This is a genomic window from Streptococcus australis (assembly GCF_901543175.1).
Classification (GTDB): Bacteria; Bacillota; Bacilli; order Lactobacillales; family Streptococcaceae; genus Streptococcus; species Streptococcus australis_A.
Genome location: NZ_LR594040.1, coordinates 1,076,214 through 1,094,090, shown reverse-complemented (window position 1 = coordinate 1,094,090; position 17,877 = coordinate 1,076,214). Strand labels below are relative to the sequence as shown.

General features: G+C 40.0%; 18 protein-coding genes and 1 pseudogene. 10 read left to right on the top strand and 9 right to left on the bottom strand.

The window, feature by feature from the left end:
- Positions 1–8: 8 nt before the first annotated feature.
- From FGK98_RS05460 to FGK98_RS05445, 4 genes are all read right to left on the bottom strand, one after another.
- A complete protein-coding gene (locus FGK98_RS05460) occupies positions 9–632 on the bottom strand; it encodes a histidine phosphatase family protein (protein WP_138100387.1) in 624 nt (207 codons plus the stop codon).
- Positions 632–1,114, bottom strand: coding sequence for a YbaK/EbsC family protein (locus tag FGK98_RS05455; protein ID WP_138100386.1), 483 nt, complete (start codon positions 1,112–1,114; stop codon positions 632–634). The genes FGK98_RS05460 and FGK98_RS05455 overlap by 1 nt, the downstream gene beginning before the upstream one ends.
- Positions 1,114–1,956 carry a DUF368 domain-containing protein gene (locus FGK98_RS05450; protein ID WP_138100385.1) on the bottom strand — a complete coding sequence of 281 codons (843 nt, stop codon included), beginning with the start codon at positions 1,954–1,956 and terminating at the stop codon, positions 1,114–1,116. Before FGK98_RS05450 ends, FGK98_RS05455 begins: the two co-directional genes overlap by 1 nt.
- Positions 1,957–2,061: 105 nt before the next feature.
- Positions 2,062–2,862 carry a glycoside hydrolase family 25 protein gene (locus tag FGK98_RS05445; RefSeq protein ID WP_138100384.1) on the bottom strand — a complete coding sequence of 267 codons (801 nt, stop codon included), beginning with the start codon at positions 2,860–2,862 and terminating at the stop codon, positions 2,062–2,064.
- A gap of 158 nt (positions 2,863–3,020) precedes the next feature.
- Here FGK98_RS05445 and glmU point away from each other — a divergent pair, with 158 nt between their 5' ends.
- The 7 genes from glmU (at position 3,021) to FGK98_RS05410 (ending at position 9,001) form a co-directional block, all read left to right on the top strand.
- Entirely contained in the window at positions 3,021–4,400 is a 1,380-nt protein-coding gene (glmU, locus tag FGK98_RS05440; RefSeq protein ID WP_138100383.1) for a bifunctional UDP-N-acetylglucosamine diphosphorylase/glucosamine-1-phosphate N-acetyltransferase GlmU, read from the top strand.
- 9 nt (positions 4,401–4,409) lie between these two features.
- The gene (locus tag FGK98_RS05435; RefSeq protein ID WP_138100382.1) at positions 4,410–4,955 is read left to right on the top strand and encodes an NUDIX hydrolase; all 546 of its coding nucleotides are present in this window, start codon (positions 4,410–4,412) and stop codon (positions 4,953–4,955) included.
- Positions 4,956–4,966: 11 nt separating this feature from the next.
- Positions 4,967–5,278, top strand: a complete 312-nt coding sequence (gene macP, locus FGK98_RS05430) for a cell wall synthase accessory phosphoprotein MacP (protein ID WP_138100381.1) — start codon at positions 4,967–4,969, stop codon at positions 5,276–5,278.
- Positions 5,279–5,293: 15 nt separating this feature from the next.
- Positions 5,294–5,986 carry a 5'-methylthioadenosine/adenosylhomocysteine nucleosidase gene (locus FGK98_RS05425; protein ID WP_138100380.1) on the top strand — a complete coding sequence of 231 codons (693 nt, stop codon included), beginning with the start codon at positions 5,294–5,296 and terminating at the stop codon, positions 5,984–5,986.
- A 76-nt stretch (positions 5,987–6,062) separates the two neighbouring features.
- Positions 6,063–6,557 (top strand): chromosome segregation protein RocS, encoded by a 495-nt coding sequence (gene rocS, locus FGK98_RS05420; protein ID WP_061453567.1) that lies wholly within the window; start codon positions 6,063–6,065, stop codon positions 6,555–6,557.
- 81 nt (positions 6,558–6,638) lie between these two features.
- Positions 6,639–7,229: a 3'-5' exonuclease gene (locus FGK98_RS05415; protein WP_125448322.1), complete on the top strand. Its 591-nt coding sequence runs from the start codon at positions 6,639–6,641 to the stop codon at positions 7,227–7,229.
- Between the two features lie 8 nt (positions 7,230–7,237).
- Positions 7,238–9,001, top strand: a complete 1,764-nt coding sequence (locus FGK98_RS05410) for a glycerophosphoryl diester phosphodiesterase membrane domain-containing protein (RefSeq protein ID WP_138100379.1) — start codon at positions 7,238–7,240, stop codon at positions 8,999–9,001.
- Positions 9,002–9,048: 47 nt separating this feature from the next.
- Here FGK98_RS05410 and FGK98_RS05405 read toward each other — a convergent pair whose 3' ends face one another.
- Together FGK98_RS05405 and FGK98_RS05400 are read right to left on the bottom strand one after the other, a co-directional pair.
- Entirely contained in the window at positions 9,049–9,348 is a 300-nt protein-coding gene (locus FGK98_RS05405; protein ID WP_000981527.1) for a YbaB/EbfC family nucleoid-associated protein, read from the bottom strand.
- Positions 9,349–9,420: 72 nt separating this feature from the next.
- Positions 9,421–9,820, bottom strand: a pseudogene (locus FGK98_RS05400) (site-specific integrase); the annotation flags it as partial.
- Positions 9,821–10,300: 480 nt separating this feature from the next.
- Between FGK98_RS05400 and FGK98_RS05395 the strand changes: the two are divergent.
- Genes FGK98_RS05395 through ftsY form a run of 3 tightly spaced genes read left to right on the top strand, consistent with a single transcriptional unit; the run spans position 10,301 to position 13,224 of the window.
- Positions 10,301–11,092, top strand: coding sequence for a Cof-type HAD-IIB family hydrolase (locus FGK98_RS05395; RefSeq protein ID WP_138100378.1), 792 nt, complete (start codon positions 10,301–10,303; stop codon positions 11,090–11,092).
- Positions 11,092–11,913 (top strand): Cof-type HAD-IIB family hydrolase, encoded by an 822-nt coding sequence (locus FGK98_RS05390; RefSeq protein ID WP_138100377.1) that lies wholly within the window; start codon positions 11,092–11,094, stop codon positions 11,911–11,913. Before FGK98_RS05395 ends, FGK98_RS05390 begins: the two co-directional genes overlap by 1 nt.
- A gap of 3 nt (positions 11,914–11,916) precedes the next feature.
- Positions 11,917–13,224: a signal recognition particle-docking protein FtsY gene (ftsY, locus tag FGK98_RS05385; RefSeq protein ID WP_138100376.1), complete on the top strand. Its 1,308-nt coding sequence runs from the start codon at positions 11,917–11,919 to the stop codon at positions 13,222–13,224.
- A 44-nt stretch (positions 13,225–13,268) separates the two neighbouring features.
- On the opposite strand, the gene zwf is transcribed toward ftsY, so the two are convergent.
- From zwf to FGK98_RS05370, 3 genes are all read right to left on the bottom strand, one after another.
- Positions 13,269–14,756 (bottom strand): glucose-6-phosphate dehydrogenase, encoded by a 1,488-nt coding sequence (zwf, locus tag FGK98_RS05380; RefSeq protein ID WP_138100375.1) that lies wholly within the window; start codon positions 14,754–14,756, stop codon positions 13,269–13,271.
- Between the two features lie 149 nt (positions 14,757–14,905).
- Positions 14,906–15,646, bottom strand: a complete 741-nt coding sequence (locus tag FGK98_RS05375) for an amino acid ABC transporter ATP-binding protein (protein ID WP_061407093.1) — start codon at positions 15,644–15,646, stop codon at positions 14,906–14,908.
- The gene (locus FGK98_RS05370; RefSeq protein ID WP_138100374.1) at positions 15,646–17,811 is read right to left on the bottom strand and encodes an ABC transporter substrate-binding protein/permease; all 2,166 of its coding nucleotides are present in this window, start codon (positions 17,809–17,811) and stop codon (positions 15,646–15,648) included. Before FGK98_RS05370 ends, FGK98_RS05375 begins: the two co-directional genes overlap by 1 nt.
- Between the last annotated feature and the right edge of the window lie 66 nt (positions 17,812–17,877).

Sequence of the window (17,877 nt, the reverse complement as noted above, 5' to 3'; positions counted from 1 at the left end):
AAGTTCCATTATTTTTCCTGATAGGAAGTGTCATTCCATCTTTCGAGAGTAAAGGATTCAAAATCCTCAGTCTCCAAAATCGTCAAACTAGCATTGGCCAAGCCTCCATCTTTGCGAAGGTGAGCCTCTTTATAACCTAAAAGTGTTCGAAGGCTAGCAGTGAGATTTGCACCATGACCGACGATTAGAATGTTTTCAGCCGGACTTCCTTTCAGAGATTTGATAAATTGAATGGTGCGTTTGGTAGTACTGTAAAGGGATTCCGCTTCAAACATCCTTGTATCAAACTGAGCCAGATTGGAGCGAAAGGCCTTGATTTGTTGTGGATAGATCGCATTGAGCGTTGCGATTTTTAAACCTTCAAGTTTTCCAAGTTGCCATTCACGTAGGTCAGGAATGCTTTTTAAAGGACAAGGGGTCTGGAGTTGACTTTGGATAATTTCAGCAGACTTAACTGCTCTGGGTAAATCACTAGAATAAATCGTATCAAAAGGAATTTCCTTAAGATACTGCCCCAGTTGTTTTAGGATGTCAATGGAGTCTGGAAGAAGGGGCGAGTCACCACTAGCACCTTGAAAACGTCCTTCAAGATTCCAGACAGTCCGACCATGACGGACAAAATAGAGTTTCATTACTTACTTTCCTCCAAGATATCAGCAAAATCCGCTTTTACAAAGCTGGCCAAGTCTCGAGGGCGTATGATGATGCTATGTCCGACTTCCCCAGCAGAAACGATCATTTGGTCCAAATCCAAAGCAGTCTGATCAATAAAAATTGGATAATTGTGTTTTTGGCGAATGCCTACGGGGTTATTAGCGCCGTGAATATAACCTGTCGTTTTTTCTAAGTCTTTTTGTGGAATCATGCTCACTTTTTTATTGCCAGAAACCTTTGCTAGTTTTTTCTCGGCGAGGTGTTCTGTTATGGGGATGATTCCGATGATTGGTCCCGTCTTGTCTCCCAAAAGTGCCAATGTTTTAAATATCTGTTTTCTGTCGTATTCAGGAGGAAGTTCTCCTTCAAGCGCATTGATTTGAATGCCTGTATGCTCAATGCCTGCCTTGGTCAAGATTTGTTCGACCAAGGTTTTTTTAATCTTGACTTTTTTTGCCATTATTTATACTTATCCTCCAATTGACTCATCCAGATACCAAGCCAGATACCAAGCGCAAAGAAGAAGGCAACGAGAACATAGCTCACAACGGAAAGTCCAGAGTACTGGATACTTTCAGCATTTCCATCGTTTGGAATCAAAATTAAAAGAGTACTTGAAAGAACAATGCCAATGATAAAGTGATAAACACGAGAGTGATAGTTGTTCAAGGCATGGTCCATCAATTTTGAAAAGATAACGAGGGTTGCTCCTGCACCAATGCCGATAGGAAGGAAGGTTCCAAATAAATCAAAGGTTTTAAAACCAGTTAGCATAGGAGCATACAGTCCCAAAATCAAGAGTAGGTTTGACGGACTTAAACCAGGGACCAAGACACCCAGAGCTAAAAGAGTACCCGCTAAGATGAAGTTTGCAAAACTTGCGCTGAGTGATCCTACGACAAAATTGAGAGCGTAAAGACCCAACCCAGAAATGATAAAGGTAGTCCAGAACCAGACTAGGTCAATCTTATCACGATCAGACTCCCGAGTAGATTCTTTAAGGAGGCTAGGTACTGTACCAATGATAGCTCCTGCAAAACTCCATAAAACATAGACTTGGTAATTTTCTAGCAAATATTCGATTGGATAAGAAAACAAACCAATACCTAGCAACATCCCAATAGCTACTGGTATAAAGTAAAAGACATTTGTTTTGAAATCCTTAAAAGGATGAGCTAGAAAGCCGATCATTCGCTCGTAGATACCTAATATTGCAGCCAGAACTCCTCCAGAAATTCCAGGTAAGATAAATCCTAAGGCGATGACGATTCCTTTAATAACTCGTGCAATCCATGAAAACATAATAAAATCCTCAATTTCATAAAATTCTTCTCTATGCTTTCAATTATAACACAGACGGCAAAAAAATGAAAAAACAAGTGAAAAAGTTTGTTATTTTCACTTGTCTTATGGTCTTAAAAATAGCTTTCTGAAGGTTTCTTCCTTCTCTTTAGCAGTAGAAATCAAATTGATGTCCAAATGATGTTCAAATCCTGCAATTCTTCCTTTAGAAGTGTACTGGTGGAGATCGTAGTCCAGATCCGTATTTGGCTTAGTTTCAAAATAACCAGAGTCAGTTCCATAGGAAGGAATCCAAATAGCAGTGAACTTATCTGTATTGATACTGTGCTCTTGCATAAAGTAAACTCCAATATAGATGCCAATGTTTTTAGCGCCTAAAGATTCCAGTTTGGCACGAAAAGCTTCAACACCTTCATTCATATTGGACATTGTTTTTTCTTCAACGTCTAACCAGTAGTAGCTAGGATTGTAGGGAGAAGCAGCATTGTAGAAGACTTCAGCGGCCTTTTCCATATCTTCTTTACTTTTTCCAGCTACGTAAGCATACACACCCACAGGGACATTACGTTTTTGAAATTCTGCAATGTGATTTTTATAGGCTTTATCGACACCATTGATAAAGGCAGCATCATTTGTTTCAGTGTGCTGTGCCCCATTGTGCACGCGAACGATAACACCAGAAATGTTTTGAGATAAGGTGTCGTAGTTGATTTCCTCAGGTCTTTGCCAACCAGAGACATCAATAATAGGTTTGTCAAGATTATGCAAGGCCTGATTTTCAACCTGAACAGCATTTGGTTTTGACTTGACGGGATGGTCCTCAAAACTTGGTTTGTTGAGGAGTAAAATCGCTATGAAAATTCCAAATAAACTAAAAATAATAGCAGGATGAATCTGTTTTCTCATATCTATTTAGTTTATCGTAAAATCTAAAAAAAATCAAAGGAAACAACTCAGAAATGTAGACAAGTAGGGGAGATTTTCAGGAAAGTACCTGTTTGTTTGTTCTTTAAAAGTAAAAATATGGTATAATATAAGGGAATTTTTAGAGAAAAGAGAATAGTATGTCAAATTATGCCATTATTTTAGCAGCGGGTAAAGGTACTCGCATGAAATCAGATCTTCCTAAGGTACTTCATAAAGTAGCAGGAATTTCAATGTTGGAACACGTTTTTCGTAGTGTTGGTGCTATTCAACCTGAAAAGACAGTTACCGTAGTGGGACACAAGGCTGAGTTAGTTGAGCAAGTCTTGGCTGGACAGACAGACTTTGTCACTCAATCGGAGCAATTAGGTACAGGGCATGCTGTGATGATGGCAGAGCCAATCTTAGAAGGTCTGACTGGTCATACCTTGGTTATCGCTGGTGATACACCTCTGATTACGGGTGAAAGTTTAAAAAATCTCTTGGATTTCCACATCAATCACAAAAATGTTGCGACTATCCTGACAGCTGAAGCGGCAAATCCTTTTGGATACGGTCGAATTGTCCGCAACGATAACGCTGAAGTGCTTCGTATTGTCGAGCAAAAAGATGCGACAGATTTTGAACAGCAAATCAAGGAAATTAATACAGGAACTTATGTGTTTGACAATGAACGTCTTTTTGAAGCCCTTAAAAATATCAATACTAATAATGCTCAAGGAGAATACTATATAACCGATGTGATTGGTATCTTCCGTAATGCGGGTGAGAAGGTTGGTGCCTATACTCTCAAGGACTTTGATGAAAGTCTTGGAGTAAATGACCGTGTAGCTCTTGCTACTGCGGAAGCAGTGATGCGTCGCCGTATCAATCACGCTCACATGGTTAATGGTGTTAGTTTTGTTAATCCAGAAGCAACCTACATCGACATTGATGTCGAGATTGCTCCTGAAGTTCAAATCGAAGCTAACGTTACCTTGAAAGGTCAAACGAAGATTGAGGCAGAGACTGTTTTAACAAATGGAACTTATATCGTGGATAGCACCATTGGAGCTGGTGCCGTGATTACGAATTCTATGATTGAGGAAAGTACGGTTGCAGACGGTGTGACTGTTGGTCCTTATGCCCATATTCGTCCAGGTTCAAGCCTCGGTGCCCAAGTTCATATCGGTAACTTCGTAGAAGTTAAAGGTTCTTCAATCGGTGAAAATACTAAGGCAGGTCATTTGACCTATATCGGAAACTGTGAAGTAGGTAGCCACGTTAACTTTGGCGCAGGTACGATTACAGTAAACTATGACGGGAAAAACAAATATAAGACCGTTATTGGCAACAATGTCTTTGTTGGCTCAAACTCAACCATCATCGCCCCTGTAGAACTTGGAGATAATTCTCTCGTTGGTGCTGGTTCAACTATTACTAAAGATGTCCCAGCGGATGCTATTGCTATTGGTCGTGGACGTCAGGTTAATAAAGACGAATACGCAACACGTTTGCCTCATCATCCGAAAAACCAGTAGGAACTGATTATGGAATTTGAAGAAAAAACGATTAGCCGGAAGGAAATCTATCAAGGTCCTATCTTTAAACTGGTGCAAGATCAGGTGGAACTGCCAGAAGGAAAAGGAACTGCTCAACGTGACTTGATTTTTCACAATGGAGCCGTTTGTGTTCTAGCCGTGACAGCTGAGGATAAAATTGTCCTCGTTAAGCAATACCGAAAGACTATCGAGGCTGTCTCTTATGAGATTCCTGCTGGGAAACTTGAAATTGGTGAAAATGCTGATCCTATGGCAGCCGCCCTTCGAGAACTAGAAGAGGAAGTTGCCTACACAGGTAAGTTAGAACTCTTATACGATTTCTATTCAGCAATTGGTTTTTGCAATGAAAAATTAAAACTCTACCTAGCAAGTGATTTAACTAAGGTAGATAATCCTCGTCCGCAAGATGATGATGAAACCTTGGAAGTCCTAGAAGTGAGTCTAGAGGAGGCCAAGAACCTGATCCAGTCAGGTCATATCTGTGATGCCAAGACTATCATGGCGATCCAGTACTGGGAACTACAAAAGAAATAGAGGAGCAACCTATGGGAAAACCTTTATTAACAGATGAAATGATTGAACGTGCCAATCGTGGTGAGAAAATCTCAGGACCACCCCTCCAAGATGATGAGGAAACCAAAATCCTGCCAACTGCTTCACAACATTTTGGCTATTCACGTTCTAGAGACAACGGTTTTAGTCAAGATACACTTACAATCGAAGTAGAACCAACGATTCATAAGAGCCGTCGCATTGAGAACACTAAGAGAAATGTTTTTAATTCGAAACTCAATCGCATCTTATTTGCAGTCATTCTACTCTTGATTTTGTTAATTTTGGCGATGAAACTCTTGTAATTGAAAGGACATGAAATGAAAATTGGAATCATTGCTGCCATGCCAGAAGAGCTGATACATTTAACTCAGAATTTGGATAAACCTCAAGAAGTTCAGGTCTTGGGAAATACTTACTACACTGGAATTATTGGCAAGACAGAAGTTGTCCTAGTTCAGAGTGGGATTGGAAAGGTCATGTCGGCTATGAGTGTAGCGGTGTTAGCTGACCATTTTCAAGTAGAAGCCATCATCAATACAGGATCAGCAGGTGCTCTTGCAGAAGGGATTGCTGTTGGTGATGTCGTGATTGCGGATAAACTAGTCTATCATGATGTGGACGTGACTGCATTTGGCTATGCTTATGGTCAGATGGCTGGTCAACCTCTTTACTTTGAATCCGATAAGAACTTTATCGCTAGGATTCAAGAAAGTTTATCTCAATTAGAGCAGACTTGGCACCTAGGCTTGATTGCTACAGGGGACAGTTTTATAGCTGGAGATGATAAGATTGCTAGTATCAAGTCCCACTTTCCAGATGTTTTAGCAGTTGAAATGGAAGGGGCAGCCATTGCTCAGGCAGCTCAGGCTCTTGACCTACCTTTCCTAGTTATTCGCGCTATGAGTGACAATGCCAATCACGAAGCCTCTATCTCATTTGATGAGTTTATCATTGAAGCCGGACGTCGTTCTGCCCAAGTTTTACTAGCCTTTTTAAAGGCCTTGAATTAAGCCAAAATTTGACAGTTTTTCTTGCTTATGATAAGATTTAAATAAAGAAAAGCTAGAAAACGTTTCAGAGGATATTATGAGTATTGAAATGACCGTCAGCGAGATTGCAGAGGTCTTAGGACTATCTCGTCAGGCAATCAACAATCGTGTCAAAGAACTTCCCGAAGAAGACACGAAAAAAAATGACAAAGGCGTAACAGTAGTTACTCGAAGTGGCTTAATCAAGCTAGAAGAAATCTACAAAAAAACGATTTTTGAAGATGAACCAGTCAGTGATGATGTCAAACAACGCGAACTGATGGAAATCTTGGTCGATGAGAAAAATGCTGAAATTCTTCGATTGTATGAGCAACTCAAGGCTAAAGACCAGCAGTTAGCAGAAAAAGATGAGCAGATGCGCATCAAAGATCGCCAGATTGCTGAAAAGGACAAACAATTGGATCAACAGCAACAGTTAACTCTTCAAGCCATGAAGGATCAAGAAAGCTTGAAACTAGAGTTGGACCAAGCAAAAGAAGAAGTCCAAGCAACCAAAAGAGGCTTTTTTGCTCGCCTGTTTGGAGGAAAATAAAGAAGCTGTTTGGGTTATTCACTAACCTAATAGCTTCTTTTATTATTTATAGTTTAAATTGAGTCGGAATTGAGGTAAAAGATGGAAAAATTAAGAGACTATATCGCCTTTGACTTAGAATTCAATCAACACGAAGGGGTTACCCATTTAATTCAGGTATCAGCAGTTCGTTTTCAAGATGGTCATGAAATAGATGCCTTTGATTCTTATGTCCATACCAGCGTGCCTTTAAAGAGTTTTATCAATGGTTTGACAGGAATTACAGCTGAAACCTTGAAAGATGCGCCAAAAGTAGAGCAAGTTTTAAAATACTTTCAGGGATTTGTTGGCAACTTACCCATTGTTGGCTACAATGCAGCCAAGAGTGATTTGCCTATTCTCATGGAGCATGGCTTGGACTATCGTGACCAGTATAAGGTCGACCTATATGATGAGGCTTTTGAACGTCGTAGTTCCGACCTACACGGCATAGCTAATCTCAAACTGCAAACCGTTGCGAATTTTTTAGGCTTTAAAGGTCAATCGCATAATAGTTTAGAAGATGCCCGTATGACAGCGCGTGTTTATGAAGCCTTTCTGGAGTCTGACGAAGGAAAACTATTATTAGAAGAACAGAGTAATCTATCCATGAATCCTTTTGGTGGGCTAGACTTATCTCAATTTCTAGACTAGGAGTGCTTATGAAACCTGAAAAACCTAAAAAACTAGGTTTTAGGAAAATTTACCTCAACCTAGATAAAGTTCTCTTCCTCTTTTTCTTAATTTTCATGATGGTGGAATATCTGTGGCTACCTCTCAATTCTTGGCTTGCTGGTCTTTTACTCAGCCAGACGGGCTATTTGTTTATTTCTTACAATAATATTTTTGCCATTATCACGAGTTCTCCTTTAATCAGTCTGGCCTTTCTTGTCTTGATTGTAATCAATCTTTTGGTGGCCTATTTCCAGATTTGCCTCCTCTTTATTGGGGCGCGTCACCTTCTCTACCACGAAAAGAGAACCTTGATTGAGTACAGTCGCAAAGTTTTCCAACAAAGTTTTCTGTTCATGAAACGCTTGAGCTTCTGTAAGATGGCCTTTGTATTCTTTTACGTGGCCATGCTCTTTCCTTTTATCAGGAAAATTTTAAAAATTTATTACTTAAATAAAATCGTTATTCCAGACTTTATCGTGACTTATCTGGAAGACAAGCACTGGCTAGTAGGCTTGATGATTTTTGCATCTGCTTGGATTTTGCTCTATGTGTCTGTCCGACTCATGTTTGCCCTTCCGAAGATTCTCTTTGAAAAGAGGACTGTGAGAGAAGGAGTAAAATTTAGTCTGCAAAAGACAAAAAAACAAGTTCTCTTTTATGCTTGGAACTTGCTACTCATTATTATTAAAACCTATCTCTTTTTCTTCCTCCTCTTGACTCCCTTGCTAATAGGACAGATTGTAATTGACAATTTAACACAGAAAGAATCACTGATTCTTGGAGTTATCAACTTTGTCTTGATAAAAAACATCCACTATATGGCGTTGACCTATTTCCTTGTTAAGTTTGTCTCCTTTTTGACAGGTGAGGAACTGGAGATTATGCCAAGAAGAAAAAAAGACCATTTGATGAGATGGGGAGTTATGGGCTGTGCTAGTATCTTTTTTGCGCTGGAAGGTTATATCTATCTGGAAGCTCCTGTGACAAATACCCCTTTAGTCATTTCACATAGGGGCGTTTCAAATAAAAATGGTGTACAAAACACTGTACAGTCTTTGGAAAAAACAGCGCAACTGAAACCAGATTTGATTGAAATGGATGTGCAGGAGACCAAAGATGGTCAGTTTGTGATGATGCATGACGCCAATCTTAAGAACTTAGCAGGTATCAATGTCAGACCTCAAGACTTGACTTTGGAGGAGTTGACAGGGTTAGATATTTCTGAAAATGGCTATCGAACCAAGATATCTAGTTTTGATGACTATCTCAATCGCGCGAATGAACTTCATCAAAGATTGTTGATTGAAATTAAAACCAGTAAAAAAGATAGTCCACAAATGATGGAACGTTTTCTAGAGAAGTATGGCTCTATTATCAAGCAGTATGGTCATCAGATGCAATCACTAGACTATCATGTGATTGACCAAGTTTTGAAATATGATTCGACTATTCCAGCTTATTTCATCTTGCCTTATAATAGTATTTTCCCAAAAACCAAGGCAACTGGCTATACCATGGAGTATTCAACATTGGATGAATATTTTGTTACTAAACTTTGGTATACGGAACAAAAGCTTTACGTATGGACCATCAATAGCTCTGACGCACTTGATAAATCGTTGCAGTTGTCAGTGGATGGGATGATTACAGATGACACGGAGATGCTACAGGAGACTTTAGCAGCAGCTCAGGAAGATCCAGAATACACCGATCTCCTTTTGAAAAAAGCTACGGAGTTCTTTAATTTCTAACAGAGAAAAAAAGGAGAAGTGAACCTTCCTCCTTTTTCTGTAGGTGATTAGAATGGTAATTTTCCAGCGAAAGCACCTAGTTTTTTCTTAGTCGTTTCGTCGATTTGTTCTAGAGCAGCGTTGATGGCTTGAACGGTCATATCAGACAAGGTTTCTAGATCTTCTGGATCTACAACTGCTGGACTGAAGTCAATACTAACAACTTTCTTATCTCCAGTTAAGGTCGCTTGGACAAGGTCTTGAGCAGATTTTCCAACAAATTGCATAGCAGCGAGTTCTGCTTGACTTTGTTCCATTTGTTTTTGAAGTTTTTGTGCTTGGCGCATCATGTTTTGCATGTTCATCATAATATTTTTAAGATTCCTTTCGTATCAAGGCTTTGAGCCTTGTTTTATAAATTTTTTTGCCATTTTTTTGCCCTAGAAGTTGTCAAAAGCATTGGCGACTTCTTTTTGTTGAGTTGGGAATAAATGCGAGTAGATGTTGATAGTTGTATTAATGCTACTGTGTCCAAGTCGTTTCATAAGTGTAAAAAATATATAATCTTTTCCCCTCACCGTTTCTGAGTCCTTTTGAAACTAGAAACGCTGCATGTGAGTGCCGAAAATCGTGATTATGAATCATTTTTAATGACGCAGGCATTCTTTTTTTCAATTTAATCTTTTGATTAGAAACCATTGGAGCAGTCAGTTGCAAAGGACTTTCTTAAAAGATTTGTAAGTCTTCTGTATTGTCCGTAAACTCTAGTAATAGATGAGCTTGTTTTTCTTTCCATTCCGTTAGTTCTTGAACGAATGCCTTATGAATGTAAATTCGACGTATAAAAAGTACCACGATCATCTCCTTTTAAAATATTCTCTTATGTAGAAATCTCATAAAGATACTCAACAGATATTTTAAACGTTACTTGGTTAAGCTATGAAGTCTATACTTAGATTCGTATTACTCGGACTCTACTCTTGTGAGGTTACCTCGCTTTCTATGACATATTCTCTCACCTATCAGTTTACTAAAATCGTGGCTAATATAAACTCACTAGCTTTGGTTAGTTGAGACAGTATCATGAAGTACATTGTTGATTATATCATTTTTGAACTCTATTGAAAAGCTAAATTTTCCTCCAATAGAATTTACTGCAATATGTCCAATTCTTTTATTTCTCAATTAAAAACATTCTTTTTTATCTCATTTACCGAAAACCACTGCAATACAGTAACCAATCCTCATAGACTCCTCCTTTTTCAGCTTATCTATGGTATAATAGAAGGTAGATTTATCAATTGGAGTATGAAGGATTTTATGATTAAACTTGTAGCAACCGATATGGATGGAACCTTTCTAGACGGAGAGGGTCGGTTTGATATGGAACGCCTCAAAAACTTACTCGTTTCCTACAAGGAAAAGGGGATTTATTTTGCTGTGGCTTCGGGTCGCGGTATCTTGTCCCTTAAAAAGCTATTTGCTGATGTGCGTGATGAAGTGATTTTTATAGCTGAAAATGGGAGCTATGTTGAGTTTCATGGAGAGAATATGTACGAGACTACCATGTCTCGGGACTTTTACTTGAGCACTTTTGAAGCCTTAAAGAAATCGCCCTATTTTGATGAAAGAAAAATGCTGCTGACAGGGAAAAAAGCTTGTTATGTATTGGATACAGTCGATGAGACCTATCTCAAGTTCAGCCGTCACTACAATGAAAACATTCAAAAAGTAGCGAGTCTGGAAGCTATTACGGATGAGATTTTTAAATTCACCACGAACTTCACAGAAGATACGATAGAAGCTGGAGAGACTTGGGTCAACGAAAACGTTCCTGGAGTCAATGCCATGACAACAGGTTTTGAATCCATCGATATTGTCTTGGACTACGTTGATAAGGGTGTGGCTATTGTTGAGTTAGCTAAAAAACTTGGTTTAACCATGGATCAGATCATGGCGTTTGGGGATAATCTCAATGACCTTCACATGATGCAGGTCGTCGGGCACCCAATCGCTCCTGAAAATGCGCGACCAGAGATTTTAGAATTAGCAGAAGCTGTGATTGGCCACCACAAGGACCAGTCAGTGATGGCTTATATGGAGGGCTTGTAATGGCAGATATTAAATTGATTGCACTTGATTTAGATGGTACCTTACTGACAACGGATAAAAAGTTGACAGATCGAACCAAGGCAGTCTTAAAAGCTGCGCGTGATCGTGGCATCAAGGTCGTACTGACAACGGGACGTCCTCTGAAGGCTATGGATTTCTTTCTCAAGGAGTTGGGAACAGATGGAAAGGAGGATGAGTACACCATCACCTTTAATGGAGGGCTTGTCCAGAAAAATACGGGGGAGATTCTCGATAAAACAGTTTTTTCAATCGACGATGTGACTCGAATTTACGAGGAGACTGAAAAACTAGGAATCCCCTTATACGCCATTTCAGAAGGAACAGTTTATCAGATTCAGTATGGCCAAGAAAGTAGTTTATATGCCCAGTTAAACCCGGCTCTAACGTTTATTCCAACTGCTTTTGAAGACTTGTCTAGTCAGATGACCTACAATAAATGTGTGACCGCATTTCCTCAGGAACCTTTGGATGCAGCTATTCAGAAGATTTCACCAGAATTATACGACCAGTATGAGATATTTAAATCTCGTGAACTCTTGCTAGAATGGTCACCAAAGAATGTCCACAAGGCAACAGGTTTAGCGAAATTAATTAAACACTTGGGAATCGACCAAAGCCAAGTCATGGCTTGTGGGGACGAGGCTAATGACCTTTCTATGATTGAGTGGGCAGGTCTGGGAGTTGCCATGCAAAATGCAGTTCCTGCAGTTAAGGAAGTTGCCAATGTCATTACCCCCATGACCAATGACGAGGAAGCCGTTGCTTGGGCTATTGAAGAATATGTGTTAAAGGAGAATTAGAATATGGGATTATTTGACCGTTTATTCGGGAAAAAAGAAGAGCCGAAAATCGAAGATATTGTAAAAGAAGCTCTGGAAAATATTGATTTGTCAGAAGAGGTTGAAGAAAACCAAACGGCTATCGAAGAAACCAGTCAGGAAGAGACCGCAAGAGACAAAGTGGAGGCAACTCTTGCTCAAGAAGAAATTCCACAGTCCTTAACAGAAGAAGAGATTGAACCAGAAGCAGTTGAGGAAACGGTTCAAGAAGAGGTTGAGTTAGAATCTAATGAGCTAGAGCAAAGCCAAGAGCTTGAAGGAGTTTTAGAAGAAGAGATCCAAGAATCTCTAGAAACTGGAGAAGAGCTTGCTTTTGAAGCAGTAGAAGAATATCCTCGAGTTGAAGAAACAGTTCAGGAAAAATATGACCGCAGTCTCAAGAAAACCCGTACGGGATTCGGTGCTCGTTTGAATGCCTTCTTTGCCAACTTCCGTTCTGTCGATGAAGAATTCTTCGAGGAATTGGAAGAACTGCTCATCATGAGCGACGTTGGTGTGCAGGTCGCTTCAAACTTAACAGAAGAACTACGCTATGAAGCTAAACTTGAAAACGCTAAGAAGCCAGACGCACTCCGTCGTGTCATTATCGAGAAATTGGTTGAGCTCTACGAAAAGGATGGCAATTACGATGAACAAATCCATTTCCAAAATGGTTTGACAGTCATGCTCTTTGTTGGAGTGAATGGCGTTGGTAAAACCACCTCTATCGGAAAATTAGCACATCGTTACAAGCAAGCTGGCAAGAAGGTCATGCTGGTTGCGGCGGATACCTTCCGTGCTGGAGCCGTTGCCCAGCTAGCAGAATGGGGCCGCCGTGTTGATGTTCCTGTTGTGACGGGGCTTGAAAAGGCTGATCCAGCAAGTGTAGTCTTTGATGGGATGGAACGTGCTCTAGCAGAAGGCATTGATATTCTCATGATTGATACAGCAGGTCGTCTGCAAAACAAGGACAACCTTATGGCCGAGTTGGAAAAGATTGGTCGTATTATCAAACGTGTCGTTCCAGAGGCGCCACATGAAACCTTCCTAGCACTTGATGCGTCAACTGGACAGAATGCTTTGGTACAAGCTAAGGAATTTTCGAAAATCACCCCTGTGACAGGAATTGTATTGACTAAGATTGATGGAACTGCTCGAGGTGGTGTCGTACTGGCAATTCGAGAAGAACTCAATATCCCTGTAAAATTGATTGGTTTTGGTGAAAAAATCGATGATATTGGTGAATTTAACTCTGAAAACTTTATGAAGGGTCTCTTAGAAGGCTTGATTTAATAGAAAATAAATATCCTGCAAGTCAATCTTGCAGGATATTCTTGCTATTCTAAACGGCCATCTTCACGATAGGCGATATCTGGTTGCCAGGTCCATTTGGCTCCATACTTTTCAAGTAAGTCAAAGCTAGCTTGAGGTCCCATACTTCCGGCTTTATAGTCATGAAGTGGGGCACCATTTTCAGCCCAGAGTTCTTCGATACGGTCAATCAATTTCCAAGAAGCACTTACCTCATCCCAGTGGCTAAAGTTGGTAGAGTTGTTGTTCAAGACATCGTAGATCAGCTTCTCGTATGGGTCTGGCGAAGCCCCAGTAGCGGTAGCATCTGTACGATAATCTAAAGAGCTTGGCGCCAGGTTAAATTCTTCACCTACTTGTTTACCATTGAGGCTGAGAGAGAAGCCCTCTGTTGGCTGGATGTAAATGGTCAAAATATTTGGTGCCAATGGTTCTCCGAAGATAGAGTCCATTTGCTTAAAAACGATATTGACATGAGTGCCTTTTTCTGTCAGGCGTTTACCAGTACGGAAGAAGAAAGGAACACCACGGAAGCGTTCGCTGTCTACAAAGAAAGCACCAGAGGCAAAGGTTTCTGTTGTAGATTCAGGATCGACATTTGGCTCGCTACGATAGGAAATGTATTTCATGCCATCGATTTTACCAGAGCGATATTGACCACGGATAAACTGTTCTTTCAGTTCTTCCTCAGTTGGATGATAGAGGTTTTTAAAGACCTTTATCTTTTCAGCACGAATCTCATCCTTTGTAAAGCTAGCTGGTTTGTCCATTGCTAGAAGAGATAAGAGCTGGAGAGTGTGGTTTTGAACCATGTCACGGAGGGCACCAGATTCATCATAGTAGCCACCACGTTCCTCAACTCCTAGGCGCTCAGCAAAGGTAATCTGCACATTATCAATGTGCTCACGGTTCCAAACATTTTCAAAGATCATATTGGCAAATCGAACCGCAAAGATACTTTGAATCATTTCTTTCCCCAAGTAATGGTCAATACGGTAGATCTGTTCTTCATCAAATGTTGCTAGAAGATCTTCATTCAGCTTGCTTGCAGTTTCATAGTCTGTACCAAATGGTTTCTCAACGATTAAGCGCTCAAAACCTTTGCCATCAACAATGTTTTCAGATTTGAGGTGCTTGGCAATAGTTCCAAAGAACTGAGGTGCCATAGACAAGAAGAAGAGCTTGTTGTGTTCAGCTTGGTATTTTTCATTGAGCTCAGCTTGTAATTGGCGCAAAGCAATGTAATGTTCCGTATCATTCACATCATGACTTTGATAGTAGAAATGACTAGCAAACTCTTGGGCTTGCTCGGTACTATCTGCCAAATCAAGGATGGACTCAACAACAACAGATTCGAAATATTCTTTACTCCAAGGTCTACGAGCTGTTCCAATAACTGCGAAATGCTCAGAAAGATTGCCTGATTTATAGAGTCTAAAAAGTGAAGGATAGAGTTTGCGTTTTGCTAAATCTCCACTCGCACCGAAAATTGTAACAATAACCTTTGATGACATCTAGCTACCTAATTTCTATATTTTTTCCTAGTTGGACTAGGGATGAGATTTTCTCATTGTCATAGCATTTATTTTATCATAATTTTCAAAAAAATCAAAAAATCCAATACGCAATTAAAAAACTGTAAGGATTTCCTTACAGTTTCGTTTTATACGTTTAGGACCTTGTCCAAGAACTCTTTTAGACGAGGGTGTTGCGGGTTATCGAAGATTTGATCTGGAGTTCCATCTTCCAGGAATTCACCATCAGCCGTAAAGATAACACGGTTGGCTACCTGACGAGCAAATCCCATCTCGTGAGTTACGATGATCATGGTCATACCTTGCTCAGCCAATTCCTTCATAACGTTCAATACATCTCCAACCATCTCAGGGTCGAGAGCAGAAGTTGGTTCGTCAAAGAGCATGATGTCAGGATTCATGGCTAGTCCACGTGCGATAGCCACACGTTGTTTTTGACCACCTGAGAGGCTATCTGGATTGGCATGTGCCTTATCAGCAAGGCCAACTTTCTCTAGTAATTCCATTCCCAATTTCTCTGCTTCAGCCTTGGTCATCAATTTGTGTTCAACTGGAGCAAAGGTAATGTTATCCAAAACGGACATGTGAGGGAAGAGGTTGAAGTGCTGGAAAACCATTCCGACGTTTTCACGGACGTGGTCGACATTGGTTGATTTTTCAGTCAAATCATAACCATTCACAGTGATGTGACCACTCGTTACCTCTTCAAGAAGGTTAAGGCTACGGAGGAAAGTGGATTTACCAGAACCCGAAGGACCGATGATACAAACAACATCTCCTTCATAGAACTTAGTCGTAATGCCTTTTAAAACTTCATTTTTTCCATAATACTTATGCAAATCATTTACATCAATTTTTAGTTTTGCCATTAACGAATCCTCTTTTCTAAGCGTTTGGCTAGTCTAGTCAAAAGCGTGATGATGATAAGATAGAAGATAGCAAGGATTGCATACATCTTGAAACTTTGGTAGTTACGGGCGATGATGATCTTACCAGTTTGGAAGAGTTCCACCAAACCAATGGCAGATACGATGGTTGTATCTTTAAGAGCAATAACGAACTGGTTGACGAAGTTTGGAAGCATTAGTTTAGTTGCTTGTGGCAAGATAATCTTTCGCATGGTCTTTCCATAAGAGATACCAAGACTGCGGCTGGCTTCCATTTGCCCAACTGGAACAGCTTGGATTCCACCACGAACAATTTCAGCGATATAAGCAGCAGCATTGAGTGAGAGGGCTATGGTACCAGCTACAAAGTCGTTAATTGGACTTTGATGGCCTGTGATGGACTCGATGAAGTTTGGAATACCCCAGAAAATGAAGGCTGCAAGAATCATCAAGGGAATACCACGGATAATGTCAACGAAAATCTCAGAGATAAGACGAAGAGATTTGTATGGGCTAACGCTAAACATACCAAAGATAATACCAATGACAATGGCGATTGCAAATGAAATAAGTGCTAAGGCAAGAGTGATTCCAAGTCCACTAAGAAGTTGTTTGTAGTTGTTTTGAAGCAAGCCCCAAATGGTTGTTTCGTCAACCGTACTTGTAGAGTCAGTTGAAGTTTCGCTAGCTAGGTACTTGTCAAGAATCTTTTGGAATTCTCCGTTAGCTTTGAGGTTCGCAAGTCCATTATTAAACATCTGGATCAATTCTGGATTTGTACCCTTTTTAACGGCAAAGGCTGTTTCACCGATTGGAGTTCCAGCGATCGGCGTTTTCAATTTTTGACCTTGGCTGATAGAATATTTGAGAACTGGCTCATCATCCATCACAGCATCAATAGAGCCAGTATTCAGACTGTCATACATTGATGCGCCATCTGCGAAGGTTTTAATCTTATAGCCGTATTTGCTTTGGTTCTCAGTAAGGAACGTTTGAGAAGCAGTTCCGTTTTTAACACCGACAGTTTTATCTTTGAGGTCTTCATAAGAAGCAATGGTGCTTGATTCTTTTACACCGAGAATCGTATTTGCTGTGTAGTATGATTCTGAGAAGTCAAAGGTTTCCTTACGGGCATCTGTTACAGACATACCAGCAATGATACCATCTGCTTGTCCTGCTTGAACAGCACTGATGGCTGCATCAAATCCTGGGTTAGTAATTTCAATTTCAAAACCTTGATCTTTGGCAATGGCCTTGATGAGGTCCATATCAATACCGGTGTATTGATTGCTTGAATTTTGAAAGACGAATGGGGCAAAAGATGAGTCACTGGCAATAATGTACTTACTTTTCAATGGAGTAGCTTTTTGTCCAGCAGCAGTAGTTGTCGTTGGGCTTGCCGTAGTTGTAGAAGCTGTCCATTTTTGGATGATTTGCTCCAAGCTACCATCCTTCTTCATTTGTGCTAAGGCTTCGTTAAACTCGGTAACCAAGTGTTCATACTTGCTCCCTTTCTTGACACCAAAAGCAAAGCTTCCAACAGCTTCGCCATCCATATTGATGCTGAGATCTTGTCCTTGGTTAATCGCATACTCAATAACAGGTTTGTCATCCATGATGGCATTTACAGCACCAGCACTTAGACTGTTATTCATCAAATCACCTGTATCAAAGGTTTTAATAGAGAAACCGTATTTATCTTTGATGCTTTCTAGGAAACGTTGAGCGGCAGTTCCGTTCTTAACTCCAACTGTTTTTCCGCTAAGTTCCTCATATTTGGTGATTTTATTTGCCTTTGTCGTAGCAATGACAACTTTTGTATCATAATAGGTATCAGACATGGTAAAGACATTTTCACGTTCTTTTGTTTTTGTCATACCTGCCATAATAGCATCTGCTTGACCTGACTGCACTGCATTTACAGCTGCGTCAAAGCCGGGATAAGACATTTGGATGTTCCATCCTTTGATTTCTGCGACTTTATTGATAATATCAACATCAATCCCTTTGTAGGTTTGATCTGAATCTTTAAACTCAAAAGGTGCGTAAGCTGTATCAGACACAATCTTAACAGTATCAGCTTTTGCCATGCCTAGTGAGAAAATGGGAAATAAAATGAGCAAACATGCTAGTATTTTTTTCTTCATTTTTAGTCTCCTTTTTCGAATATTTTTCCATTATACCAGAAAAAAGGCGAAAAGGCAAATTTTTAT